The organism is Pseudomonas sp. A39, from assembly GCF_058145955.1.
In genome coordinates, this window is record NZ_JBYVMD010000003.1 from 62995 (window position 1) to 87000 (window position 24006).

The window sequence follows — 24006 nt, forward strand, 5'->3', positions numbered from 1 at the left end:
TCTGAAAAACACGAGGCTACGCAGATCGACGACTGCTCCCGATGTACATAAATAACCTTGGCCTAATAAAAATATCGCGGGCGCTCTCCCTGTTCATATGCCAGGGGAACCTTAGAAAGCGCCCGTGCCGGATCGCCCTCCTTGAACAACACTCGAAAAAAAGCCCGCAGTGTGGGCGGGCCAAAACCAACGAAGTCAGTGGTGTACGTTAGTCAGCTACCGCGGTAAGTCGAATAGCTGTAGGGCGAAATCAGCAGTGGGACGTGATAGTGGTCCTGCTCGGCGCTGATGCCGAACCGCAGGACCACCACATCAAGAAACGCAGGCTCCGGCAATTGCACGCCTCGAGCGCGGTAGTAGTCACCCGCACTGAACTGCAGCTGATAGACACCGCTGCGGTAGTCATCACCTTGCAGCAGGGGGGCATCGCAGCGGCCGTCGCTGTTGGTCTGTGCGGTGGCAACCAGTTCCAGCTGCGCGCCTTCGACGCGGTACAGCTCGACCTTGATTGCGCTGCCGGGGCAGCCGTGTGCGGCGTCCAAAACGTGTGTGGTCAAACGTCCCATGGCGTCTGTGCGCCTCCCGTGGTCAGTAATAGAGGAAACCGCACTCTTTCAGGGCATCAAAAAAGCCGGCGATGAACGATTAAGACACTTTTCAAAAAACTTGTACACAATAAATTTAACAAACACCCGGTCCCCGTGAGTGACGACCAGGGTGGCGACAGTGGTGCACCTGCTATACCCAGTTAGAATGCTTGCCGGTAAGCTAACGCCTACAGGTGGGCGTCTACCAAAAAGTTTTTAGGCTTTAGCTGACCAGTCAGGCAGGTTTCTTGCAGTAACTTAAACGCATGCCATTCGGAAAAAATGCAGAAATGCAGGCTTACAAACTGAGCAATAAGTTGTATACAATCACTCATCGCTACTTCGACGAACAAGAAGGAAGACTGCAGTGAGCGCTGACTACCCACGCGACCTGATCGGTTACGGCAGTAACCCTCCTCACCCCCATTGGCCGGGCAAGGCGCGCATTGCGCTGTCTTTCGTACTCAACTACGAAGAAGGCGGCGAGCGCAATATTTTGCACGGAGACAACGAGTCCGAAGCCTTCCTCTCGGAAATGGTCTCGGCCCAGCCGCTGCAAGGTGCGCGTAACATGAGCATGGAGTCGCTGTACGAATACGGCAGCCGTGCCGGCGTATGGCGCATCCTCAAGCTGTTCAAAGCATTCGATATCCCGCTGACCATCTTCGCCGTGGCCATGGCCGCCCAGCGTCACCCGGATGTGATCCGCGCGATGGTCGAGGCCGGCCACGAAATCTGCAGCCACGGCTACCGCTGGATCGACTACCAGTACATGGACGAGGCCCAGGAGCGCGAGCATATGCTCGAAGCCATCCGCATCCTCACCGAACTGACCGGCGAACGCCCGCTGGGCTGGTACACCGGGCGCACCGGCCCCAACACCCGACGCTTGGTGATGGAGGAAGGCGGCTTCCTCTACGATTGCGACACCTACGACGACGACCTGCCCTACTGGGAACCCAACAACCCCACCGGCAAGCCGCACCTGGTGATCCCCTACACCCTGGACACCAATGACATGCGCTTCACGCAGGTGCAGGGTTTCAACAAGGGCGATGACTTTTTCGAGTACCTCAAGGACGCGTTCGACGTGCTCTACGCCGAAGGCGCCGAAGCGCCGAAGATGCTGTCCATCGGCCTGCATTGCCGCCTGATCGGCCGCCCTGCCCGCCTGGCCGCCTTGAAGCGTTTTATCGAATACGCCAAGGGCCATGAACAGGTGTGGTTCACCCGCCGCGTCGACATTGCCCGTCACTGGCACGCAACCCATCCGTACACGGGAGCAGCGAAATGACTGCATTCCAAACGCTGAAACCGTCGACCCTGAGCCGCGACACCTTCGTCCAGGCTTTCGCCGACATCTACGAACATTCGCCATGGGTGGCCGAAAAGGCCTTCGACCTGGGCCAGGACGCGTCGATCGACCAGATCGAAACCCTGCACCAGCGCATGAGCGACATCCTGTTGAGCGCCGATCATGCCAAGCAACTTGCACTGATCAACGCTCACCCGGACCTGGCCGGCAAAGCCGCCGTCCAGGGCCAGTTGACCGAAGCCAGCACAAATGAACAGGCTGGCGCCGGTATACACCAATGCACGGCCGAAGAGTTCTCGCGCTTCACCGAGCTGAATGAGGCCTACAAGGCCAAGTTCAAGTTTCCCTTCATCATGGCGGTAAAAGGCAGCAACCGGCATCAGATCCTCGCCGCGTTCGAAACGCGCATCCACAACGCGGTGGACACCGAGTTCAAGTGCGCGCTGGACGAGATCAACAAGATCGCGTTGTTCCGCTTACTGACCCTCTAAACGACCATCCCCAGCCACTTTATCTAAGGCAGACAAGAAGAATGAAAGCTTACGCCGCACCTTTCGAGAAGTTCGTCAACCTGGCCGACGCCCGCTTGGGCACCAAGATCATCTCTGTCACCGATGACTGGTTCGCCGACGCCAACCGCCTGTTCCAGCCGACCCCGGCCGTGTGGAAGGAGGGCGTTTTCGATGACAACGGCAAGTGGATGGACGGCTGGGAGTCGCGCCGCAAGCGCTTCGAAGGCTACGACAGCGCGGTGATCCGCCTGGGCGTACCGGGCTCGATCAAGGGCGTGGACATCGACACTTCATTCTTCACCGGCAACTACCCGCCGTCGGCCTCCCTGGAAGCCTGCTTCCTGGCCTCGGGCGAGCCTGACGAAACCACCCAGTGGGTGGAAGTGCTGTCGGCCGTCGAGCTGCAAGGCAACAGCCACCACTACCACGAGATCAACAACGACCAGGCGTTCAGCCACCTGCGCTTCAACATCTACCCGGATGGCGGCGTGGCGCGTCTGCGTGTGTACGGCGTGCCGTTCCGCGACTGGTCCTCGGTAGGCGACAACGAACAGGTCGACCTGGCTGCCGCACTCAACGGTGGGCGTGCCCTGGCGTGCTCCGACGAACACTTCGGGCGCATGAGCAACATCCTCAACCCAGGTCGTGGCGTCAACATGGGCGACGGCTGGGAAACCGCGCGTCGTCGTACACCGGGCAATGACTGGGTGATCGTCGCCCTGGGCCACCCGGGCGAGATCGAGAAGATCATCGTCGACACCCTGCACTTCAAGGGCAACTACCCGGACACCTGCTCGATCCAGGGCGCGTTCGTGAAGGGCGGCACCGACAGCCAGATCGAAACCCAATCGCTGTTCTGGCGCGAACTGCTGCCGGCGCAGAAGCTGGAAATGCACGCCGAACACACCTTCGCCGAGCAGATCAAGGCGCTGGGGCCGATTACCCACATCCGCCTGAACGTGTTCCCGGATGGTGGCGTGAGTCGCCTGCGCGTACTGGGTAAAGTTTCGAAGTAAGCGGTGAACCCTGTAGTGAGCGGTCTTGCCCCGCGCTGGGTGGCGAAGCCGCCCCAATCCAGCCACCGCGTTCTGTCAGACAGAACTCAGGCGCCTGGTTTTAGGGCGGCTTCGCCACCCAGCGCGGGGCAAGCCCGCTCACTACAGAAGCAAAACAAACACACAGAATCCGGATAAGAAGACAACCATGCGCACACTGATGATCGAACCCCTGACCAAAGAAGCCTTCGCCCCTTTCGGAGACGTTATCGAAACCGACGGCAGCGATCACTTCATGATCAACAACGGGTCGACCATGCGCTTTCACAAACTGGCAACGGTCGAAACCGCCAAGCCGGAAGACAACGCCATCATCAGCATCTTCCGCGCCGACGCGCTGGATATGCCATTGACCGTGTGCATGCTGGAGAGACACCCGCTGGGCAGCCAGGCTTTCATTCCGCTGCTCGGCAACCCCTTTCTGATCGTGGTCGCGCCACTTGGCGATGCACCTGTATCGGGCTTGGTCCGCGCCTTCGTCACCAACGGCAGGCAGGGCATTAATTACCATCGCGGCGTCTGGCACCACCCGGTGCTGACGATCGAAAAGCGGGATGACTTCCTGGTGGTTGATCGCAGTGGCACAGGCAATAACTGCGATGAGCATTTTTTTGAAGAGGATGAGCGGTTGATCCTCGCCCCCCACCAATAAGAGAAGGCCGGATCACCCGACAACAAGGGTGAAAGGCGAGAGGTAAAGACTGTGGAAGCACATTTGATGGAATGGCTGAACCTGAGCGTGCGCTGGGTTCACATGATCACGGGCGTCGCGTGGATCGGCGCTTCTTTCTACTTCGTCTGGCTGGAAAACAACCTTAATCGCGTCAACCCCAAGAGCGGCCTGGCCGGTGACTTGTGGGCGATCCACGGTGGCGGTATCTACCACCTGGAAAAATACAAACTGGCCCCACCGACCATGCCGGACAACCTGCACTGGTTCAAATGGGAAGCCTATTTCACCTGGATGTCCGGGATAGCGCTGCTGTGTGTGGTGTTCTACTGGAACCCCACGTTGTACCTGCTGGCACCGGGCAGCAGCCTCAGTGGTCCGGAAGGCGTATTGCTGGGCATTGGCTCATTGTTCGCCGGCTGGTTCATCTACTCCTTCCTCTGCGACTCGGCCCTGGGCAAGCGCCCTGCCCTGCTCGGTTTCATCCTGTTCGTGCTGTTGATTGCCGCCGCGTACGGCTTCAGCAAAGTGTTCAGTGGCCGTGGCGCCTACCTGCACGTGGGTGCGGTGATCGGCACCATCATGGTCGGCAACGTGTTCCGCATCATCATGCCGGCGCAACGCGCACTGGTCGCGGCGATTGCCGAGAACCGCACGCCGGACCCGGCGCTGCCAGCCAAAGGCCTGCTGCGTTCGCGACACAACAACTACTTCACCTTGCCGGTGCTGTTCATCATGATCAGCAACCACTTCCCGAGCACCTACGGCAGCCAATACAACTGGCTGATCCTGGCCGGTATTGCGGTGGCGGCGGTGTTGGTGCGGCACTACTTCAACACGCGGCATAACAGCCAGAAGTATGCGTGGACCTTGCCGGTAGGCGCCTTGGCAATGATTTGCCTGGCGTACGTGACCGGGCCTAAACCGGTGTCGACGACCCCGGAAGTGGCCAAGGCGCCGGCGGCCATCGAGTATCAGCCGTTGCCGGAAACGGCGTTGGGCGGAGGTTTGAAACCCGCCGCGCCCGCTGCGCCTGCCGAAACGGCTGCAGCCCCTGCGGCACCTGCCCAGGCGACGATTGATTTCGACAAGGTCCATGGCGTGATCCAGGAACGCTGCGCCGTATGCCATTCGGCCAAGCCGACCAGCCCGTTGTTCAGCACCGCACCGGCCGGGGTGATGTTCGACACCCCGGCGCAGATCCAGCAGCAGGCCGCGCGCATTCAAGCGCAGGCCGTGGCGAGCCAGATCATGCCGCTGGGCAACATCACCCAAATGACCCAGCAGGAGCGGGATCTGATCGGCACCTGGATCAACCAGGGAGCGCGCACCCATTAACTGATTCACAGAGATCCAGTGTGGGAGGGGGCTTGCCCCCTCCCACCTTTGGGCCTGCCGTATTTTGAAGATCGAGTTACACCCGGCAATTGAATGCCGAACAACACAACAATAAAAAGATCCGAGGTGTTGCATGACCGAGTTAGTCGAACCGCAGATTCCTGCCGCGCCCGCCATGGTGCGGCTGCCCCTCTTGCAACTGATTCTGGTAGGCCTGCAACACGTCTTGCTGATGTACGGCGGCGCCGTCGCCGTGCCCCTGATTATTGGCCAGGCCGCCGGCCTGAGTCGTGAAGAAATCGCCTTTCTGATCAACGCCGACCTGCTGGTGGCCGGCATCGCCACCCTGGTGCAGTCGTTCGGCATCGGCCCGGTGGGCATTCGCATGCCGGTGATGATGGGCGCCAGTTTTGCCGCCGTCGGCAGCATGGTCGCCATGGCTGGCATGCCGGGTATCGGCTTGCAGGGGATCTTCGGCGCAACCATCGCCGCCGGGTTCTTTGGCATGTTGATCGCGCCGTTCATGTCCAAGGTCGTACGCTTTTTCCCACCGTTGGTGACCGGCACGGTGATCACTGCGATCGGCCTGTCGCTGTTTCCGGTGGCCGTGAACTGGGCCGGTGGCGGCAGTGCCGCTGCGACGTTTGGCTCCCCCATCTACCTGGCAATTGCCGCGTTGGTTCTGGCCACCATCCTGCTGATCAACCGCTTCATGCGCGGATTCTGGGTGAATATCTCGGTGCTGATCGGCATGGGCCTGGGCTACGCCTTGTGCGGGGCTATCGGCATGGTCGACCTGAGCGGCCTGGCCCAGGCGCCGTGGGTGCAAGTGGTGACGCCGCTGCACTTCGGCATGCCCAAGTTCGAGTTGGCGCCGATCCTGTCGATGTGCCTGGTGGTGGTAATCATCTTTGTCGAGTCCACTGGGATGTTCCTCGCGTTGGGCAAGATCACCGGCCAGGACGTCACGCCGAAGATGCTTCGTCGCGGCCTGCTGTGTGATGCCGGTGCGTCGTTCTTTGCCGGCTTCTTCAATACCTTCACCCACTCCTCGTTCGCCCAGAACATCGGCCTGGTGCAGATGACCGGCGTGCGTTGCCGCTCGGTGACGATGATGGCCGGCGCATTTCTGATCGTACTCAGCCTGCTGCCCAAGGCCGCCTACCTAGTGGCATCGATTCCACCGGCGGTACTGGGGGGCGCGGCGATTGCCATGTTCGGGATGGTGGCGGCCACCGGGATCAAGATCCTCCAGGAAGCCGACATCGCCGACCGTCGCAACCAATTGTTAGTGGCGGTGAGCATCGGCATGGGCCTGATCCCAGTGGTGCGCCCGGAGTTCTTCGCGCAGCTGCCGCTGTGGATGAGCCCAATTACCCACAGCGGCATCGCCATGGCCACCCTCAGCGCGTTGTCGCTGAATATCCTGTTCAACATTTTCGGCGGCGCAGAACGACCTGCCGTTGCTCACACGCATTGATTCCTTTGTTAGTAAAACAATAACAAGACAGGGAACCCTCACATGCACACCCTTCACCTGGGGCCGGCCACAAGCCGTGCCCCATTCTCGCCCCACGCGCGCTGTTACAGCGCACTTGAGCCCAAGCTTTGGAGCCAGTATTCTCCGCGCCCGCTCGAATCAACTCAAAAAAAAACAGCGAATGTAAAAGCTGACTGCAAGGCCAACTTATCCCGGCCTTATGTCCGCGGCCAACGTGCGCAAACGTCCTCTGAATTCGACTGCATCCGATGCAGCCGACGGGGATTTTTTGGCTTTTTAAACACCTTGGCGCAGCTCTTGCTAAAAGCACTAAAGCTGACCAAACAGACGATTTTTGCAGCGAAGCCAAAGGCGCCACACCAGAGCGCCTGCGTAGAAGAAAAACCATAAAACTTTAACTCGGGAGCAACCGAATGAAACCTATGTTCCAAGGCCTGATGCTGGCGGGATCCCTGCTGGCCGGTGGCCAAGCCGTGGCCGGTGACCTGTTGCAGTGGCAGAACAACAGCCTGACTTACCTGTGGGGCAAGAGCTTTACCGTCAACCCGCAGATCCAGCAAACCGTCACGTTCGAACATGCCGATGCCTGGAAGTACGGCGACAACTTCCTCTTTGTCGACCGCATCTTTTACAACGGCAAGGAAGACGGCAACGTCGGCCCAAGTACGTATTACGGCGAAATCAGCCCACGGCTATCATTCGGCAAAATCCTGGACAAAGACTTGTCCTTCGGCCCGATCAAAGATGTGCTGCTGGCACTGACTTACGAGTTCGGCGAAGGCGATAACGAGTCGTATCTGGTCGGCCCCGGCTTTGACTTGAACATCCCCGGTTTCGATTACTTCCAGTTGAACTTCTACCAGCGCCAGACCGAAGGCAATCGCCCGGGTGACGGCGTTTGGCAGATCACCCCGGTCTGGTCGTACACGATTCCGGTCGGCAACTCCGATGTGCTGATCGATGGTTTCATGGACTGGGTGACGGACAACGACAAGAACGCCCGTGGCACTTACCACGCCAACCTGCACTTCAACCCACAGGTCAAATATGACCTGGGTAAAGCGCTGCATTGGGGCGACAAGCAGTTGTATGTGGGCTTTGAGTACGACTACTGGAAGAACAAGTACGGGATCGAAGATTCCGGCGCGTTCAAGACCAACCAGGACACGGCGAGTTTCCTGGTCAAGTACCACTTCTGACAGAACACTGCAGATCTAATGCGGGAGGGGGCTTGCCTCCTCCCACATTTAGTTCTGTTTCAAACCGAGGAACCGAGTGATTTCTTCACGCTTGGCCAACGCATCCCGCCGCCCCAGCTCAATCAACTCGCTGCAATACCCCGCCTCGAACAACAAGTAACTCAACACCCCCGCCCCACTCGTCTTGGTCGCCCCCGGCCCGCGCAAAAACAACCGCAACGCCGCCGGCAATTCCTGGCGATGCCGTGCCGCGATTTCGTCGATGGGCTGACTGGGCGCAATCACCAGCACTTCCACCGCCGCCACCCCAGGCGCGGCATGGCTGAACTGGTTCAAGCGCTCCAGCAATTCGATATCGCTTTCCAGGCTATCAATGAACGTACTGTTGAGCATGTGCCCACCGATCTGCGCCAGGGTCGGTTCCTGGCCGGTGTAGGTGCGTTGCGTCACCGGCTCAATGCCACGCGGGTTGCCACTGACCCCCACCACCAGCACGCGACTGGCCCCCAGGTGCAAGGCCGGGCTGATCGGCGCCGACTGCCGCACGGCGCCATCGCCGAAATACTCCTGGTCGAGTTTCACCGGGGCAAACAGCAAAGGGATCGCCGAGCTGGCCAGCAGGTGCTCCACCGTCAGTTGGGTCGGCACGCCGATGCGGCGGTGGCGCAACCAGGCGTCGATGGTGCCGCCGCCCTGGTAGAAGGTCACCGCTTGCCCGGACTCATAACCGAAGGCCGTCACCGCCACTGCGTGCAAGTGTTTGTGGCGGATAGCCTCGTCGATGCCGTCGAGGTTCAAGCGATCCTGCAACAGCTCGCGCAGCGGCGAGCTGTTGAGCAGCGCCACCGGCACTTGGGCGCCGATGCCCAGCAGGCTGTGGATGAAAAAGCGGCCCGCCTGGCGAATCACCCCCGGCCAATCGCTGCGCAGCACCAGATGGCTGCGAAAGCCCTGCCAGAACGCGGTCAGGCGTTGGATGGCCGCGGTAAAGTCCATGGCGCCACTGGCCAGGGTCACAGCATTGATCGCGCCAGCCGAGGTGCCGACGATCACCGGGAAAGGATTGGGTGCCCCCGGCGGCAACAGCTCGGCAATGGCCGCCAATACCCCTACCTGATACGCCGCTCGCGCCCCGCCGCCGGAAAGAATCAAGCCAGTAACCGGTTCAGCTGGGCGCATTGCGTCACTCCATGTAGGGAAAGGTCTGTCTTTGTGGCGAGGGAGCTTGCTCCCGTTGGACTGCACAGCAGTCCTAATCTTCTTGCGCCTAACGCTGGGGCCGCTTCGCGACCCAACGGGAGCAAGCTCCCTCGCCACACGTGCAGTACTTATCCATCTTATCAGCGGCGTTTTTCGTACAGTTTGGCTTCACCCGGTGGCCGGCTTTTGAAGCGGCGATGGGTCCACAGGTATTGCTCGGGGCATTCACGTACCGAAGCTTCGACCCACTGGTTGATACGCAGGCAGTCGACTTCGTCGCTTTCACCGGGGAAATCGGTCAACGGCGGGTGGATCACCAGGCGGTAGCCGCTGCCATCAGCCAAGCGCTCCTGGGTGAACGGCACCACCAGCGCCTTGCCCAGGCGGGCGAACTTGCTGGTGGCGGTCACCGTCGCCGCCTGGATGCCGAACAGCGGCACGAAGATACTTTGCTTGGCGCCGTAGTCCTGGTCCGGTGCGTACCAGATGGCGCGGCCGGCGCGCAGCAGCTTGAGCATGCCACGCACGTCTTCACGCTCCACGGCCAGGGAATCGAGGTTGTGACGCTCGCGGCCACGGCGCTGGACGAAGTCGAACAGCGGGTTGCCGTGCTCGCGGTACATGCCATCAATGGTGTGCTTCTGCCCCAGCAGCGCTGCGCCGATTTCCAGGGTGGTGAAGTGCAGGGCCATCAGGATCACGCCCTTGCCGTCCAATTGAGCCTGCTTGAGGTGTTCCAGGCCTTCGACGTGGGCCAGGCGCGCCAAACGCTGACGTGACCACCACCAGCTCATGGCCATTTCAAAGAACGCGATGCCGGTGGAGGCAAAGTTTTCCTTGAGCAACCGTTTACGCTCTTTGGCGGATTTTTCCGGGAAGCACAGTTCCAGGTTGCGCGCGGCGATGCGGCGACGTTCGCCGGCCACGCGGTACATGCCGGCACCCAGCAGGCGACCAATGGTCAACAGGGCGCGGTACGGCAGTTGGGTAACCAGCCACAGCAGGCCGAGCCCCAGCCATAACAGCCAAAAACGCGGGTGAAAAAATACAGCTCGAAAACGCGGGCGATCCATTACAGATTCCGGTAAAGACAAGGGCCGCGCATTCTACAACGGTTCGACTCGGCTTGCGGCGGGTGAGTGTTCTCGTTATAAGTCTCGACACTTTTCGTGACAAGCCGCTTTTGCCGACCATGAGCCAAACCGAACCGCTAGACCAAGATCCCGTGTTCCAGCTGAAAGGCAGCATGCTCGCCATCACCGTGCTGGAACTTGCCCGCAACGACCTCGACGCCCTGGACCGCCAGCTCGCCGCCAAGGTCGCCCTGGCGCCGAATTTCTTCAACAACGCCCCGCTGGTGTTGGCCTTGGACAAACTGCCCGCCGGCCAAGGGGTGATCGACTTGCCTGGGCTGATGCGCGTGTGCCGCTCCCATGGCCTGCGTACCCTGGCCATCCGCGCCAGTCGAATTGAAGACATTGCCGCCGCCATCGCCATTGAACTGCCAGTACTGCCACCGTCCGGCGCGCGTGAGCGACCGCTTGAACCATTGGTCGGTGAAGAGAAGAAAAAACCGGAAAAACCACCCGAGCCGACGATCAAGCCGACAAAGATCATCACCTCGCCCGTACGTGGTGGGCAGCAGATTTATGCCCAGGGTGGCGACCTTGTCGTGATCTCCTCGGTCAGCCCGGGGGCGGAACTTCTTGCCGATGGCAACATCCATGTATACGGCCCGATGCGCGGACGTGCCCTCGCCGGCATCAAGGGTGATACCAAGGCCCGTATTTTTTGCCAGCAGTTGACCGCTGAGCTAGTGTCCATCGCGGGCCAGTACAAGGTTTCAGAAGATTTGCGTCGCGACCCGCTGTGGGGGGCTTCGGTGCAGGTCAACCTGTCGGGCGATGTGTTGAACATCATCCGTCTTTAACGGATACTGCCGCATTTTCCAAGCATCTCTAGACTCTGATAGCACAGCGAAACCGGCAAGACTTGCGTAGGAATAATTGAAAGTGGCGTTTTTCCTCGGGAAACCCCATCTTTTTCCTACAAAGACTGTCCGCCTGCAGCGAGTTTCAAGAGATGTTTTTCAGGGACTCAAAAGTCCTTTTTCCTTAGGGGTGAAACACCTTGGCCAAGATTCTCGTGGTTACATCCGGCAAGGGTGGTGTGGGTAAGACCACCACCAGCGCCGCTATCGGTACCGGTCTCGCTCTGCGCGGCCACAAGACAGTTATCGTCGACTTCGACGTCGGCTTGCGTAACCTCGACCTGATCATGGGCTGCGAACGCCGCGTGGTGTATGACTTCGTCAACGTGGTCAACGGTGAAGCCAACCTGCAACAGGCCCTGATCAAGGACAAGCGCCTTGAGAACCTGTACGTATTGGCCGCCAGCCAGACCCGTGACAAAGACGCGCTGACCAAAGAAGGCGTAGGCAAAGTCCTGGCTGAGCTGAAGGAAACCTTCGAATACGTAGTCTGCGACTCCCCGGCCGGTATCGAAACCGGTGCTCACCTGGCGATGTACTTCGCCGATGAAGCCATCGTGGTGACCAACCCGGAAGTCTCCTCGGTACGTGACTCGGACCGCATGCTCGGCCTGCTGGCCAGCAAGTCCCAGCGCGCCGAAAAAGGCGAAGACCCGATCAAGGAGCACCTGCTGCTCACCCGCTACAACCCTGAGCGCGTCAGCAACGGCGAAATGCTGGGCGTTGAAGACGTGAAGGACATCCTCGCCGTGACCCTGCTGGGTGTGATCCCGGAATCCCAGGCCGTCCTGAAGGCTTCTAACCAAGGCGTTCCAGTGATTCTTGACGACCAGAGCGACGCCGGCCAGGCGTACAGCGATGCGGTTGATCGCTTGCTGGGCAAGACCGTGGAACATCGCTTCCTCGATGTTAAGAAGAAGGGATTCTTCGAGCGTATCTTTGGAGGCAACTAAACAATGAAATTTCTCGACTTCTTTCGCGCCAACAAAAAGCCAAGTACCGCGTCGGTAGCGAAAGAGCGTCTACAGATCATCGTGGCGCACGAACGCGGCCAACGCAGCACGCCGGACTACCTGCCAGCCTTGCAGAAGGAACTGGTCGAGGTGATCCGCAAGTACGTCAATATCGGCAACGATGACGTGCATGTCGCCCTGGAAAATGACGGCAGCTGCTCGATTCTGGAACTCAATATCACCCTGCCTGATCGTTGATCGAACAGGCGGCCGCCACGGCGGCTCGTTCACCCTGATCCCTTTTTGCGGACCGGGTGGGCGAGCCGCCGTTGGCGTTTGTTACGAGGCTGTTTAATGCCGCTGTCCAACATCCATATCCTCTATCAGGACGCTGCCGTCCTGGTGGTGAACAAGCCCACCCTGCTGCTCTCGGTGCCTGGCCGCGCCGACGACAACAAGGACTGCCTGATCACCCGCCTGCAGGAGAACGGCTACCCCGAAGCCCGCATCGTCCATCGCCTGGACTGGGAAACCTCGGGCATCATCCTGCTGGCGCGGGACGCCGATACGCACCGCGAACTGTCCCGCCAGTTTCACGACCGAGAAACCGAAAAGGCCTACACCGCCTTGGCCTGGGGCCAGCCGGAACTGGACAGCGGCAGCATCGACCTGCCCCTGCGCTACGACCCGCCCACCAAGCCGCGCCACGTGGTCGACCATGAGTTCGGCAAGCATGCACTGACCTTCTGGAAGGTGCTGGAACGCTGTGGTGACTGGTGCCGCGTCGAGCTGACGCCGATCACCGGGCGTTCGCACCAGCTGCGTGTGCACATGCTGTCCATCGGTCATCCGCTGTTGGGTGATGGGCTGTATGCCCATGAACAGGCCCTGGCTGCGTGGCCACGCCTGTGCCTGCATGCGAGCATGCTGAGCTTCACTCACCCGCAAAGCGGCGAGCGCCTGCGCTTCGAGTGCCCAGCGCCATTTTAAAGCGGTTGCGGGAGGGGGCTTTCCCCCTCCCACATTTGTTCTGTGCACTTCTCACCCTCGAACGGTAAACTCCGCGCATTGCTGTCTGGAGCTATTTATGCGCGAAGCGTTGAATCAAGGCCTGATCGACTTCCTCAAGGCCTCCCCTACTCCTTTTCATGCCACTGCTGCCCTGGCCCAGCGCCTGGAAGCGGCCGGCTATCAGCGTCTCGACGAGCGCGAGACCTGGACCACCGAGGCCAACGGGCGCTATTACGTGACCCGTAACGACTCCTCGATCATCGCCTTCAAGCTCGGCCGCCACTCGCCGCTGCAAGGCGGTATCCGCCTGGTCGGCGCCCACACCGACAGCCCGTGCCTGCGCGTCAAGCCGCAGCCGGAGCTGCAGCGCCAGGGTTTCTGGCAGTTGGGCGTGGAAGTCTACGGCGGCGCGCTGCTGGCACCGTGGTTCGACCGCGACCTGTCCCTGGCCGGCCGCGTGACGTTCCGCCGCGACGGAAAGGTCGAAAGCCAACTGATCGACTTCAAATTGCCCATCGCCATCATCCCCAACCTGGCCATTCACCTGAACCGTGAAGCCAACCAGGGCTGGGCGATCAATGCCCAGACCGAGCTGCCACCGATCCTCGCGCAGTTTGCCGGTGATGAGCGCGTGGACTTCCGCGCCGTGCTCACCGATCAACTGGCGCGTGAGCATGGGCTGAACGCCGACGTGGTGCTCGACTATGAGTTGAGCTTCTACGACACCCAAAGCGCTGCGGTGATCGGCCTGAACGGCGACTTCATCGCCGGCGCGCGCCTGGATAACCTGCTGTCGTGCTATGCCGGCCTGCAAGCTTTGCTCACCAGCGAGACCGATGAAACCTGCGTGCTGGTCTGCAACGACCACGAAGAGGTGGGCTCCTGCTCAGCCTGCGGTGCCGATGGCCCGATGCTCGAACAGACCCTGCGCCGCCTGCTGCCGGAAGGTGATGAGTTCGTACGTACCATTCAGAAATCCCTGTTGGTGTCTGCGGACAACGCCCACGGCGTGCACCCGAACTACGCCGAGAAGCACGACGCCAACCACGGTCCCAAGCTCAACGCCGGCCCGGTGATCAAGGTCAACAGCAACCAGCGCTACGCCACCAACAGCGAAACCGCCGGGTTCTTCCGCCACCTGTGCATGGCCCAGGAAGTACCGGTGCAGAGCTTCGTGGTGCGCAGCGACATGGGCTGCGGCTCGACCATCGGCCCGATCACCGCCAGCCACCTGGGCGTGCGCACCGTGGACATCGGCCTGCCGACATTTGCCATGCACTCCATTCGCGAGCTGTGCGGCAGCCATGACTTGGCGCATTTGGTGAAAGTGCTGGGCGCGTTCTACGCGAGCCACGACCTGCCCTGATAATTTGGGCTGACTCGGTCAAAAATGTGGGAGGGGGCTTGCCCCCGGTGGCGGCGGATCAGTGACTATATTTGTAGTCTGACCCTCTGCAATCGGGGACAAGCCCCCTTCCACATTAGATCTGCGTACACCTGACCTGCATCACCTGCACTTTCTGCAATCCGACCTAGACTTGTCAGTATTCCCACTTCGACAAGGCCGTCGCACCATGATCTCCATGTCCTCCTTCCACGCCATGCTTATCCCGATTCTGATCGGCATGATCCTGTTGGCTGTAGGCTTCAACTTTCGTGACAAGCCTGTCGGCGTGTTCGGCATGTGGGTCGGCATGCTGCTGATCCTGGGCACCGTGGTGTACAAGATCCTCGCCAAACTGGCCGAATGACGATTGCACTCGTACACTCGCTCAACCCGTCGTTTTCAAGGTTGACCGCCTCGTGCTTTCCCGTCTGTTTGCCCTGCCCTGCTATTGCCTGATTGCCCTGCTCACCCTGCTGCCGCTCACGCCTGCCCAAGCCGTGGGCCTGCCCGGCCTATTGGGTAACAACAGCAAAACCCAGCCCCAGGCCGACGTGCCGCTGGGGCAGTCGTTGGACGAGGTGATCAAGACCCTGGAAAACGACCAGCAGCGCACTCAGTTGCTGAGCGACCTGAAAAAGCTGCGCGCCGCCACGCAAAAAGCCCAGCCCGCCGCCGAGCAAGGCGTACTGGGGCTCATCGGCAGTACGCTGTCGGGCTTTGAGCAGCAGTTTTCCGGCGAAGACAGCCCGGTGGGGCGTTGGTCCAACGAAGTCGACCTGGCCAAGGAAGAACTCAGTGCGCTGATGCTGCCGGCCAACGAATGGCTGCCGATCATTTTCGGGTTTGCCCTGATCCTGGCAGTGTGGAGCCTGCTCGCCGCCGCGCTGATCTGGCTCAGCCACCGCGTCCGCGAACGCTTCGGCCTGCCCGAAGAATTGCCGCAACACCCACGTACCTGGGACATGGTGCGCTTCGCGTTGCGCAAGCTCGGCCCATGGCTGATCGCCCTGGTGATCACGGTCTACCTGAGCTACGCCCTGCCCTCGTCCCTGGGCAAATCCCTGGCGATGGTCTTGGCCTACGCGCTGGTGGTCGGTACCTGCTTCTCTGCCATCTGCGTGATTGCCTTTTCGGTGCTCGACGGCCCGCATCGCCATCGCGCGCTGTACATCCTGCGTCACCAGGCGTTCCGTCCCCTGTGGTGGATCGGCAGCTTTGCCGCCTTCGGTGAGGCCTTGAGCGACCCGCGTCTCGTCCTGGCTCTGGGCCAGCACCTGTCACACACCGCCGCGACGATCGCCAATGTGATGGCAGCGCTGTCGACCGGTGTGTTTATCCTGCGTTTCCGCCGGCCCATCGCCCACCTGATCCGCAACCAGCCGCTGTCCCGTCGCCTGACCCGCAGGGCCCTCAGCGACACCATCGAAATCATCGGCTCCTTCTGGTACATCCCCGCATTGCTGCTGGTGGGCATTTCGCTGTTCGCCACCTTTGTCTCTGCCGGCGATACCAGCACCGCCTTGCGTCAGTCGCTGTTGTGCACCGTGTTGCTGGTGCTGTGCATGGTCATCAACGGCCTGGTCCGCCGTCACGCCCTCAAGCCGCAACGCGGGCACAAGCGACACGCGCTGTACTCCGAGCGCCTGAAAAGCTTCGTCTACACCCTGGCCCACCTGGTGGTGTGGCTGGTGTTTATCGAGTTGGGCCTGCGGGTGTGGGGCCTGTCGCTGATTCGCTTTACCGAAGGCGATGGCCACGAAATCAGCGTCAAGCTGTTCGGCCTGGGCGGCACCTTGCTGTTCGCCTGGCTGATCTGGATCCTCAGCGACACGGCGATCCACCACGCCCTCACCCGCTCGCGCAAAGGCCTGGCCAACGCACGAGCGCAGACCATGATGCCGTTGATCCGCAACGTGCTGTTCGTGACCATCTTTATCATCGCAGCGATTGTCGCCCTGGCGAACATGGGCATGAACGTCACGCCACTGTTGGCGGGTGCCGGTGTGATCGGCCTGGCCATTGGTTTCGGCGCGCAGTCGCTGGTGGCGGACTTGATCACCGGCCTGTTCATCATCATCGAAGACTCCCTGGCCATCGATGACTACGTGGATGTGGGCGGCCACCTGGGGACGGTAGAAGGCTTGACCATCCGCACCGTACGCCTGCGCGACATCGACGGCATCGTGCACACCATCCCGTTCAGCGAGATCAAGAGCATCAAGAACTACTCGCGGGAGTTCGGCTACGCGATCTTCCGGGTGGCGATCCCCTACAACATGGACATTGACGATGCCATCAAGCTGATGCGCGATGTCGGTCAGAAAATGCGCAACGACCCGCTGCAACGCCGCAATATCTGGTCGCCGCTGGAGATACAGGGGGTCGAAAGTTTCGAGTCGGGCAGCGCGATCCTGCGCGCACGGTTCAAGACCGCGCCGATCAAGCAGTGGGAAGTGTCGCGGGCGTTCAACCTGTCGCTCAAGCGTCATCTGGACGAAGCCGGGCTTGACCTGGCCACGCCGCGCTTGAGTGTGCAGGTGGTGACCGCCGGCACGGTGCAGGAGAAAGATCAACAACAATAAACTCAGGAGAGGTCCTTATGCGTTTAACCGGTCTGACACACACGTGGGTTTTCGGCGCGCTGTGCGCCGTTGCCAGCAGTGCCGTGATTGCCGCCAGCAGCGGCCAGGACAGTGCCCGGGAGGAAATCGCCGCCCAGGCAAAAGCGCTTGAACCGGCGTTGCTGGAAACCCGACGCGACCTTCACGCCCACCCTGAACTGGGCAACACTGAAACCCGTACGGCCGAGTTGGTCGCCAAACAACTGCGCGACCTCGGCCTTGAGGTCAAGACCGGCGTAGCCCGCACCGGTGTGGTCGCCGTGCTGAAAGGCGCCCTGCCCGGCCCGACCGTCGCCCTGCGTGCCGACATGGATGCGCTACCGGTGAAGGAAGTCGCCGACCTGCCCTTCGCCTCCAACGCCAAGGGCACCTACCTGGGCAAGGAAGTCGACGTGATGCACGCCTGCGGGCACGACGCCCATGTCGCCATCCTGCTGAGCACGGCGAAGATCCTGACCGGCATGCGCGAGCGCCTGCCCGGCACCGTGGTGTTCTACTTCCAACCGGCCGAGGAAGGCCCGAGTGATTTCATTCCCGACGGCAAAAATACCTGGGGCGCCAAAATGATGGTGCAGGAAGGCGTGATGAAAGCGCCCAAGCCAGACGCGGTATTCGGCCTGCATGTGTGGGCCGGTGTGCCCGCCGGCCAGATTGCCTACCGCCCGGGACCGACCCTGGCCAGCTCGGATGATTTGCGTATCAAGATCCTCGGCAAACAGACCCACGCCGGTCGCCCTTGGGACGGCATCGACCCGATCACCGTGGGTGCGCAGACCATCGTTGGCTTGCAGACCGTGGTCAGCCGCCGCACCGACATTTCCTCGTTCCCCTCGGTGGTGAGCATTGGCACCATCAACGGTGGCACGCGCTACAACATCATCCCTGAGTCGGTGGACATGACCGGCACCATTCGCTCCTATGACTACGGCATCCGTCAGAAGCTGCACGCGGACGTACGGCAGACCGTGGAAAAAATCGCCGAAAGCGGTGGCGCCAAGGCCGAAGTCACCATCATCGAGAAGTACGACCCCACCATCAACAACCCGGCATTGACCGAGAAAATGCTGCCGAGCCTGCGCTGGGCGGCCAAGGATGACGTGGTGCAGGGCCCACTGGTGGGCGGCGCCGAAGACTTCTCGTTTTATGCCAAGGAGGCGCCGGGGCTGTTTGTATTCCTGGGGGTCACGCCGAGGGATCAGGACATGAGCAAGGCAGCACCGAACCACAATCCGGGGTTCTTTGTGGATGAGTCGGCGTTGGTGGTGGGCGTGCGGACGCTGGCGTCGTTGGCGACGGATTACCTCTACACCCAGTAACCGCCGAAATGCGTTCTTGCGGTTAACAGGATCATTGTAGTGAGCGAGCTTGCTCGCGCTGGAGTGCGAAGCGCTCCCGGCTTCTTTGGGGCTGCTGCGCAGCCCAGCGCGGGACAAGCCCGCTCACCACAGTAAGCGCACCCTCTTCAAGCCAGCGCAGCGCCGTCCATCTTCTGGCGCAGGCTCAACGGACGCATATCGGTCCAGACCTCTTCGATGTACGCCAGGCACTCTTTCTTCATGCCGCTCTTGCCCACGGTGCGCCAGCCTTCCGGCACAGCCTTGTAGTCGGGCCAGATGGAATACTGTTCTTCATGGTTGACCACTACCTGAAACAGGATGTCGTCGCGGTCAAATACTGAGGTCATTGCTGTTCTCCATCGCTGAAAGGCTGGCTGCGCAACGCGCGCAGCACTGATACCTGTAGAAACGTACCACGTTGCAAAAAAATTAGAGGCTGGCAACCGCCGCCGCCAACGCACGTCCGAAGATATCCGCCACGCGGTCCACTTCGGTGGCGGTGATCACCAACGGTGGCAGGAAACGCACGACGCTGCCATGACGGCCGCCCAGTTCCAGGATCAGCCCGCGCTTGAGGCATTCGCGCTGCACCAGCGGCGCCAATTGGCGATGCACGGGCGGGTGGCCCTGGATGTCTGGCGGGCCATTGGGGTCAACCAGTTCCACGCCAAGCATCAGCCCACGGCCGCGGATATCCCCCAGGTGCGGGAAGTCGCGCTGCAGGATGCGCAGGTGTTCACCCAGGCGCTCGCCCATGGCCGCCGCGTGGCCGGCCAGGTCGTGGTCCTTGAGGTAGCGCATCACCGCCGAACCCGCCGCCATCGCCATCTGGTTGCCACGGAAAGTCCCGGCGTGTGCGCCCGGCAGCCAAGTGTCGAGCCAGTCGCGGTACACCACCACCGCCAACGGCAGGCTGCCGCCGATGGCCTTGGACATCACCACCACATCCGGGATGATGCCGGCGTGTTCGAAGGCAAACATCTTGCCGGTGCGACCGAAACCGCTCTGGATCTCATCGACGATCAACGCCACACCTGCCTGTTCGGTGATGCGGCGCAGACCGCGCAGCCAGTCCAGGTCAGCCGGAATCACACCGCCCTCGCCCTGCACCACTTCGACAATCACCGCCGCCGGCAGCAAAACGCCAGCCTCTGGGTCATTCAGCAGGTTTTCCAGGTAGTGCAGGTTGACCCGCACCCCTTCCGCGCCGCCCAAGCCGAACGGGCAACGGTAGTCGTAGGGGTACGGCAAGAATTGCACGCCATTGCCGAGCAACGCGCCCAAGGGTTTCTTCGGCCCCAGGCTGCCCATCAGGCTCAAGGCGCCCTGGCTCATGCCGTGGTAACCGCCCTGGAAGGACAACACTGTGCTACGCCCGGTGGCGGAGCGCACCAGCTTCAACGCGGCTTCCACCGCATCGGTGCCGGTGGGGCCACAGAACTGGATTTTCGCTTCGCGCGCCAACGCTGGCGGCAACAGGCCGAACAAGTCCTGCACGAACTGATCCTTGACCGGCGTAGTCAGGTCCAGCGTGTGCAACGGCAGTTCATCGGCCAGCACTTGCTGGATCGCCTCGATCACCACCGGGTGGTTATGCCCCAACGCGAGGGTGCCGGCGCCGGCCAGGCAGTCGATGAAACTGCGGCCCTCCACGTCTTCCACGTAAATCCCCTTGGCGCGCTTGAGCGCCAAGGGAATGCGCCGAGGGTAGCTGCGGGCGTTGGACTCCTGCTGGCGCTGACGGGCGAGCAGCGGGTTTTCGTCGAACTGGTAGAGCGTTTCATGCACCTGGGCGTCTTCGATACGGCTGGTAGCGACTGACATTTCTCGATCCCTCAATACGCTGATGATGGTGACCAAACTGCCGATCCGCTGGCGTCTGGCCCAAGGGGGCATGCGCACGGATTTCCTGTTCTGGAAACGCACCAGCAGGGGAGGGATTTAGTCACCACCGATCTTTAACTGATGGATGAGGAGCCAAGTGTGGGAATGGGCTTGCTCGCTCCCACATTTGACCGAGATCAGCAGCAAGAACCCGGTCGGCTCTAAGGCCGCCGCGCTTTGGCTTTTGATCTCAGGCGGCCCCCCAAATACCTGTCGGATTACGGGCACACCGAGCCTAGGCGAGGTGCCGAGTGTTGGGGCGAAGCGTTTTGGGTTACTTTTGGCGCTCTTCCAGAAGTGACCCGCTGTAAGAGCGGAACCCATAGCAGCCGTTACCCAAATAACGGATATGTACCTTGTCTGATCCAACATCCAGGTGAGCTGTCAGGCCGCTTTCGCGAGCAAGCCCACACATTTGAACCGCGCCAAGCTTCATAACCCAAGGTATTTTTCATTCAGCGCATACAAAATCGCGCAAGTCTCCGCATCCAGGAACCCACAATAATCCCGCGGCCGAAAGTGCATCTGAAACGCCCGCGTCCTCTGCTCGAATGCCTGCCGATTCTTTGCCGGCGCATACCCATAACGCTGAAACGCCCGCTCCACCTCGACCTCAGGCGGTAACCCAAGGCAAAACCGCCGCTGATACATGGCCCGCGTCGCCTCATCAAACCAGGCCCCTACCCCCGCCTCATGCAAACACCGCCACGGCAGCCGAGGCCCCGGATCGCTCTTGCGCCCGTACGCCACGTCCGAGTGCCCGAGGATGTCGGTGGGGCCGATCTGCGGGTAACGCCCAAGAACGTCGCGAACCAACGCAATCAACACCTCGATTTGTTCCTCCCCGTAGGCCGGAAACGTAAACACCCCGCCATCATCCCGCGCCAGGTTGACGATCTCGATGCCAATCGAGCGGCTATTGAGGTTATCGCGGCCCGCCCAATGGCTCACGCCGGCATGCCAGGCGCGCTTGCCTTCCTCCACCAGGCGAAAGACACGCAACTCTTCATAGCCAGCAGCCCGGTAACTGGGCTCATCAGGGTCGGGCAGCAAGTAGTGCGCACTGACCCCATCCTGAGTCAGGGTGCGCAGGGAGGAGCCAAAAGGTGCGGCGGTGTAATGCAGGATCACCTGCCGCACCGGCTCGCCGTTACGTTCGTTAAAGCCTTTGGCTGGGAAACTGGTATCGATGACCAACATAAGAACCGTCCTTTTCAATACAGGCCGAGTCGTTCAGCCCGTTCAAGCGCAAAAAAATTACCGCCATCCTGAAGATTTGAACCCCAGGAGGGCGGTAACTATTTGGCACGTGAGAGAAAAGTGATCAGCGCCGCAGCGGCATGCCCAAATCGACGCGCAGGCCGTCGGGCTGGCTGTCGAACTTCAAGGAGCAGGAACAGCGCTGCACAATCGCTTGCACGATCGCCAGGCCCAGGCCGCAGCCTTCGCTGTTGCCATTGCGCCAGAAGCGTTGGGTCAGGTATTGCAAGTCCTCGGTGGAGATCTGCTTGCCGTGGTCACGCACGCGGAACACCACGTTATCGGCAGAGGTGAACACGCTGAGCTCCACCCGGGTGTCCGCCGGTGTGTGGCGCAAAGCGTTGTCCAACAGGTTGCGCAAGGCGGCGACCGCCAGGCCCACCGGCATTTCTACGGGGGCGCCGGAAAGGTTATCCGGCAGGATCAGGTCAATGCGCGAATTGTCGCCGGCGTTCGCATCCTGGATGGCCAACCGCGCCACTTCCTCGGCACTCGATTGCAACCCATCGTCGAAGGACAGGCTGCCCTCCACCCGTGCCAGTAACAGCAATTGCTCAAGGGTCCGGTGCAGGCGGTCGGCGCCCTCCTCGGCATGGGCCAGGGACTGGTCGCGGGCCGCGCCTTCGGTCATGCGCGCCACTTGCAGGTGGGTCTTGATCGCCGTCAGCGGGCTGCGCAGTTCGTGGGCAGCGTCGCCGGTCAGGCGGCGTTCGCGTTCGATGGTCTTGGCGATGCGTTGCAACAGTTGGTTCTGGGTGTCGAGCAGCGGCTTGAGTTCGCTGGGCAACGGGTGGATCTGCAGCGGCTCCAGGGAGTCGGCACTGCGGCGCATCAAGGCGTCACGCATGCGATTGAGCGGCAGCAGGCTCTGGCCGATACCCAGCCACAGCAGGCACAGGCAGCCGAGCATCGCCACGCCCACCGGCACCGACGCCGCCAGCAGGATCGACAGGTTCAGCGCCTCACGTTCCACTTGGCGGTCGGCGGTGGTGATCAACAGATCGCCACGGGACAAGGTAAAACTGCGCCAGCCCACGCCATCGATGACCTGGTCCCGGAAACCGCTCTTGCGCGACTCCAGCCCCTCCTCTGGAGTGGTATGGCTGCGCGCCAGGACTTCGCCACGCAAGGAGCTGACCTGACAGGCCATGCCGCCGGGTACGTGCAGCTGTTCGGCGCTGAAATGCGCACCGCCGCTCACACTGGCCAGCCCCGGCATCTGCTCGGTCAGGCCTGCCACCATGCGCGCCGACGCCACCAGGCGCTGGTCGAGGGAGAACATCATCTGGTTGCGCAGATCGTTGAGCATCCAGGCCGCCGCCAGGGCCCAGATCAACACAAAAGCGGCGCCCAGCTTGAACGTCAGGCGCAGGCGCAGGCTTTTCACGATGCGTCCTCGCCCCCGTCAGCCGGGCCCAGGCGGTACCCGAGGCCGCGCACGGTCTCGACGATGCCATTGCCCAATTTGCGCCGCAGGTGGTGGATATGCACGTTGAGGGCGTTGCTTTCCAATTCGTCGTTGAAGCCGTAGACGCTGTCCTTGAGCTGCTCGCTGGACAGCACCCGGCCTTTGTTGTGCAGCAGGGCTTGCAGCAGCGCCTGTTCGCGGCGCGACAGGTCCACCGGCTGGCCGCCCAGGAACGTTTCGCGGCTGCTGGGGTTGTAGGCCAGGCGGCCATGCTCGATCAGGTTGACGCTGCGCCCCGCCACCCGACGCAACAGGGTTTGCAGGCGCGCGGCGAGTTCACGCAGGTCGAAGGGTTTGAGCAGGTAGTCGTCGGCGCCGGCCTGCAGGCCGTCGACGCGGTTGGTCACCGAGTCCCGTGCGGTCAGGATCAGCACCGGGATTTCCAGGCCCTGGCTGCGCTGCTGCTGCAACAGCTTGAGGCCGTCTTCATCCGGCAGGCCGAGGTCAAGCACCATGATGTCGAAGGTGGCCGCCTTGAGCATCGCGCGTGCAGCGCCCGCCGTGGCCACGCGCTCGACGGTAAAACCCTGGGCGGTGAGGCCGGCCACAATGCCGCTGGCGATCAGTTCGTCGTCTTCACAGACCAGTACGTGCATGGTGAACCCTTCATGAAAGATGGGGGTGATTAAAAGTGCAGCGGATTAAGCGCAGATTATGCCGCTAAAGGATCCACACTCCCTCTAGAATAGCCTGGGTTAATCATCGGTTAATCAACGCC

The 24006-nt window shown here is 61.3% G+C and carries 24 protein-coding genes; 16 read left to right on the top strand and 8 right to left on the bottom strand.

Annotation, left to right across the window (positions count from 1 at the left end):
• Nucleotides 1-212: 212 nt before the first annotated feature.
• Complete coding sequence (gene uraH / locus AC3ZU9_RS03195) at nucleotides 213-566, bottom strand: hydroxyisourate hydrolase (RefSeq protein ID WP_015885122.1); 354 nt, start codon at nucleotides 564-566, stop codon at nucleotides 213-215.
• 388 nt (nucleotides 567-954) lie between these two features.
• Here uraH and puuE point away from each other — a divergent pair, with 388 nt between their 5' ends.
• The 8 genes from puuE (at nucleotide 955) to AC3ZU9_RS03235 (ending at nucleotide 8177) form a co-directional block, all read left to right on the top strand.
• Complete coding sequence (gene puuE, locus AC3ZU9_RS03200) at nucleotides 955-1881, top strand: allantoinase PuuE (protein ID WP_490090305.1); 927 nt, start codon at nucleotides 955-957, stop codon at nucleotides 1879-1881.
• Entirely contained in the window at nucleotides 1878-2393 is a 516-nt protein-coding gene (uraD, locus tag AC3ZU9_RS03205; protein ID WP_102061957.1) for a 2-oxo-4-hydroxy-4-carboxy-5-ureidoimidazoline decarboxylase, read from the top strand. The genes puuE and uraD overlap by 4 nt, the downstream gene beginning before the upstream one ends.
• A gap of 41 nt (nucleotides 2394-2434) precedes the next feature.
• Complete coding sequence (gene alc, locus AC3ZU9_RS03210; RefSeq protein ID WP_015885125.1) at nucleotides 2435-3430, top strand: allantoicase; 996 nt, start codon at nucleotides 2435-2437, stop codon at nucleotides 3428-3430.
• A 187-nt stretch (nucleotides 3431-3617) separates the two neighbouring features.
• Nucleotides 3618-4121, top strand: a complete 504-nt coding sequence (locus AC3ZU9_RS03215; protein WP_015885126.1) for an ureidoglycolate lyase — start codon at nucleotides 3618-3620, stop codon at nucleotides 4119-4121.
• A gap of 51 nt (nucleotides 4122-4172) precedes the next feature.
• On the top strand, nucleotides 4173-5477 hold the full coding sequence (locus AC3ZU9_RS03220; RefSeq protein WP_102061959.1) for a urate hydroxylase PuuD: 1305 nt from the start codon (nucleotides 4173-4175) through the stop codon (nucleotides 5475-5477).
• A 133-nt stretch (nucleotides 5478-5610) separates the two neighbouring features.
• Nucleotides 5611-6957: a nucleobase:cation symporter-2 family protein gene (locus tag AC3ZU9_RS03225; RefSeq protein ID WP_122810087.1), complete on the top strand. Its 1347-nt coding sequence runs from the start codon at nucleotides 5611-5613 to the stop codon at nucleotides 6955-6957.
• 42 nt (nucleotides 6958-6999) lie between these two features.
• Nucleotides 7000-7368, top strand: coding sequence for a hypothetical protein (locus AC3ZU9_RS03230; protein WP_154845828.1), 369 nt, complete (start codon nucleotides 7000-7002; stop codon nucleotides 7366-7368).
• Nucleotides 7369-7391: 23 nt separating this feature from the next.
• Nucleotides 7392-8177 carry an outer membrane protein OmpK gene (locus AC3ZU9_RS03235; RefSeq protein WP_046036057.1) on the top strand — a complete coding sequence of 262 codons (786 nt, stop codon included), beginning with the start codon at nucleotides 7392-7394 and terminating at the stop codon, nucleotides 8175-8177.
• Nucleotides 8178-8225: 48 nt separating this feature from the next.
• Here the strand turns inward: AC3ZU9_RS03235 and AC3ZU9_RS03240 are convergent, their stop codons facing one another.
• Nucleotides 8226-9356, bottom strand: coding sequence for a patatin-like phospholipase family protein (locus AC3ZU9_RS03240; RefSeq protein ID WP_122810088.1), 1131 nt, complete (start codon nucleotides 9354-9356; stop codon nucleotides 8226-8228).
• A 161-nt stretch (nucleotides 9357-9517) separates the two neighbouring features.
• Nucleotides 9518-10450: a lipid A biosynthesis lauroyl acyltransferase gene (locus AC3ZU9_RS03245; protein WP_015885131.1), complete on the bottom strand. Its 933-nt coding sequence runs from the start codon at nucleotides 10448-10450 to the stop codon at nucleotides 9518-9520.
• A 119-nt stretch (nucleotides 10451-10569) separates the two neighbouring features.
• Between AC3ZU9_RS03245 and minC the strand changes: the two genes are divergently transcribed.
• From minC to AC3ZU9_RS03285, 8 genes are all read left to right on the top strand, one after another.
• The gene (minC, locus tag AC3ZU9_RS03250) at nucleotides 10570-11307 is read left to right on the top strand and encodes a septum site-determining protein MinC (RefSeq protein ID WP_015885132.1); all 738 of its coding nucleotides are present in this window, start codon (nucleotides 10570-10572) and stop codon (nucleotides 11305-11307) included.
• Nucleotides 11308-11507: 200 nt separating this feature from the next.
• Complete coding sequence (minD, locus tag AC3ZU9_RS03255; RefSeq protein WP_017737535.1) at nucleotides 11508-12320, top strand: septum site-determining protein MinD; 813 nt, start codon at nucleotides 11508-11510, stop codon at nucleotides 12318-12320.
• Between the two features lie 3 nt (nucleotides 12321-12323).
• Nucleotides 12324-12578 carry a cell division topological specificity factor MinE gene (gene minE, locus AC3ZU9_RS03260; RefSeq protein WP_003175252.1) on the top strand — a complete coding sequence of 85 codons (255 nt, stop codon included), beginning with the start codon at nucleotides 12324-12326 and terminating at the stop codon, nucleotides 12576-12578.
• Nucleotides 12579-12674: 96 nt separating this feature from the next.
• The gene (locus AC3ZU9_RS03265; RefSeq protein WP_015885133.1) at nucleotides 12675-13310 is read left to right on the top strand and encodes an RluA family pseudouridine synthase; all 636 of its coding nucleotides are present in this window, start codon (nucleotides 12675-12677) and stop codon (nucleotides 13308-13310) included.
• A 97-nt stretch (nucleotides 13311-13407) separates the two neighbouring features.
• Nucleotides 13408-14697: a M18 family aminopeptidase gene (locus tag AC3ZU9_RS03270; protein ID WP_046036055.1), complete on the top strand. Its 1290-nt coding sequence runs from the start codon at nucleotides 13408-13410 to the stop codon at nucleotides 14695-14697.
• 208 nt (nucleotides 14698-14905) lie between these two features.
• Nucleotides 14906-15082: a hypothetical protein gene (locus tag AC3ZU9_RS03275; RefSeq protein ID WP_015885135.1), complete on the top strand. Its 177-nt coding sequence runs from the start codon at nucleotides 14906-14908 to the stop codon at nucleotides 15080-15082.
• A 52-nt stretch (nucleotides 15083-15134) separates the two neighbouring features.
• Nucleotides 15135-17300, top strand: coding sequence for a mechanosensitive ion channel family protein (locus tag AC3ZU9_RS03280; protein ID WP_046036054.1), 2166 nt, complete (start codon nucleotides 15135-15137; stop codon nucleotides 17298-17300).
• A 17-nt stretch (nucleotides 17301-17317) separates the two neighbouring features.
• Nucleotides 17318-18655 carry an amidohydrolase gene (locus tag AC3ZU9_RS03285; protein ID WP_015885137.1) on the top strand — a complete coding sequence of 446 codons (1338 nt, stop codon included), beginning with the start codon at nucleotides 17318-17320 and terminating at the stop codon, nucleotides 18653-18655.
• Between the two features lie 146 nt (nucleotides 18656-18801).
• On the opposite strand, the gene AC3ZU9_RS03290 is transcribed toward AC3ZU9_RS03285, so the two are convergent.
• From AC3ZU9_RS03290 to AC3ZU9_RS03310, 5 genes are all read right to left on the bottom strand, one after another.
• Nucleotides 18802-19023 (bottom strand): MbtH family protein, encoded by a 222-nt coding sequence (locus tag AC3ZU9_RS03290; protein WP_102061965.1) that lies wholly within the window; start codon nucleotides 19021-19023, stop codon nucleotides 18802-18804.
• 82 nt (nucleotides 19024-19105) lie between these two features.
• Nucleotides 19106-20500 (bottom strand): aspartate aminotransferase family protein, encoded by a 1395-nt coding sequence (locus AC3ZU9_RS03295; RefSeq protein WP_046036052.1) that lies wholly within the window; start codon nucleotides 20498-20500, stop codon nucleotides 19106-19108.
• 492 nt (nucleotides 20501-20992) lie between these two features.
• Entirely contained in the window at nucleotides 20993-21760 is a 768-nt protein-coding gene (locus AC3ZU9_RS03300; protein WP_490090306.1) for an N-acetylmuramoyl-L-alanine amidase, read from the bottom strand.
• Nucleotides 21761-21884: 124 nt separating this feature from the next.
• Nucleotides 21885-23207: an ATP-binding protein gene (locus AC3ZU9_RS03305; RefSeq protein ID WP_015885141.1), complete on the bottom strand. Its 1323-nt coding sequence runs from the start codon at nucleotides 23205-23207 to the stop codon at nucleotides 21885-21887.
• A complete protein-coding gene (locus AC3ZU9_RS03310) occupies nucleotides 23204-23884 on the bottom strand; it encodes a response regulator (protein ID WP_015885142.1) in 681 nt (226 codons plus the stop codon). Before AC3ZU9_RS03310 ends, AC3ZU9_RS03305 begins: the two co-directional genes overlap by 4 nt.
• Nucleotides 23885-24006 lie beyond the last annotated feature (122 nt).

Bases quoted from the DNA above. Each gene is read 5' to 3' on its own strand.
- uraH (WP_015885122.1), bottom strand. From the start codon at position 566: ATGGGACGTTTGACCACACACGTTTTGGACGCCGCACACGGCTGCCCC.
- uraD (WP_102061957.1), top strand. From the start codon at position 1,878: ATGACTGCATTCCAAACGCTGAAACCGTCGACCCTGAGCCGCGACACC.
- alc (WP_015885125.1), top strand. From the start codon at position 2,435: ATGAAAGCTTACGCCGCACCTTTCGAGAAGTTCGTCAACCTGGCCGAC.
- AC3ZU9_RS03215 (WP_015885126.1), top strand. From the start codon at position 3,618: ATGCGCACACTGATGATCGAACCCCTGACCAAAGAAGCCTTCGCCCCT.
- AC3ZU9_RS03225 (WP_122810087.1), top strand. From the start codon at position 5,611: ATGACCGAGTTAGTCGAACCGCAGATTCCTGCCGCGCCCGCCATGGTG.
- AC3ZU9_RS03230 (WP_154845828.1), top strand. From the start codon at position 7,000: ATGCACACCCTTCACCTGGGGCCGGCCACAAGCCGTGCCCCATTCTCG.
- AC3ZU9_RS03235 (WP_046036057.1), top strand. From the start codon at position 7,392: ATGAAACCTATGTTCCAAGGCCTGATGCTGGCGGGATCCCTGCTGGCC.
- AC3ZU9_RS03240 (WP_122810088.1), bottom strand. From the start codon at position 9,356: ATGCGCCCAGCTGAACCGGTTACTGGCTTGATTCTTTCCGGCGGCGGG.
- AC3ZU9_RS03245 (WP_015885131.1), bottom strand. From the start codon at position 10,450: ATGGATCGCCCGCGTTTTCGAGCTGTATTTTTTCACCCGCGTTTTTGG.
- minC (WP_015885132.1), top strand. From the start codon at position 10,570: ATGAGCCAAACCGAACCGCTAGACCAAGATCCCGTGTTCCAGCTGAAA.
- minE (WP_003175252.1), top strand. From the start codon at position 12,324: ATGAAATTTCTCGACTTCTTTCGCGCCAACAAAAAGCCAAGTACCGCG.
- AC3ZU9_RS03265 (WP_015885133.1), top strand. From the start codon at position 12,675: ATGCCGCTGTCCAACATCCATATCCTCTATCAGGACGCTGCCGTCCTG.
- AC3ZU9_RS03270 (WP_046036055.1), top strand. From the start codon at position 13,408: ATGCGCGAAGCGTTGAATCAAGGCCTGATCGACTTCCTCAAGGCCTCC.
- AC3ZU9_RS03275 (WP_015885135.1), top strand. From the start codon at position 14,906: ATGATCTCCATGTCCTCCTTCCACGCCATGCTTATCCCGATTCTGATC.
- AC3ZU9_RS03285 (WP_015885137.1), top strand. From the start codon at position 17,318: ATGCGTTTAACCGGTCTGACACACACGTGGGTTTTCGGCGCGCTGTGC.
- AC3ZU9_RS03290 (WP_102061965.1), bottom strand. From the start codon at position 19,023: ATGACCTCAGTATTTGACCGCGACGACATCCTGTTTCAGGTAGTGGTC.
- AC3ZU9_RS03295 (WP_046036052.1), bottom strand. From the start codon at position 20,500: ATGTCAGTCGCTACCAGCCGTATCGAAGACGCCCAGGTGCATGAAACG.
- AC3ZU9_RS03300 (WP_490090306.1), bottom strand. From the start codon at position 21,760: ATGTTGGTCATCGATACCAGTTTCCCAGCCAAAGGCTTTAACGAACGT.
- AC3ZU9_RS03310 (WP_015885142.1), bottom strand. From the start codon at position 23,884: ATGCACGTACTGGTCTGTGAAGACGACGAACTGATCGCCAGCGGCATT.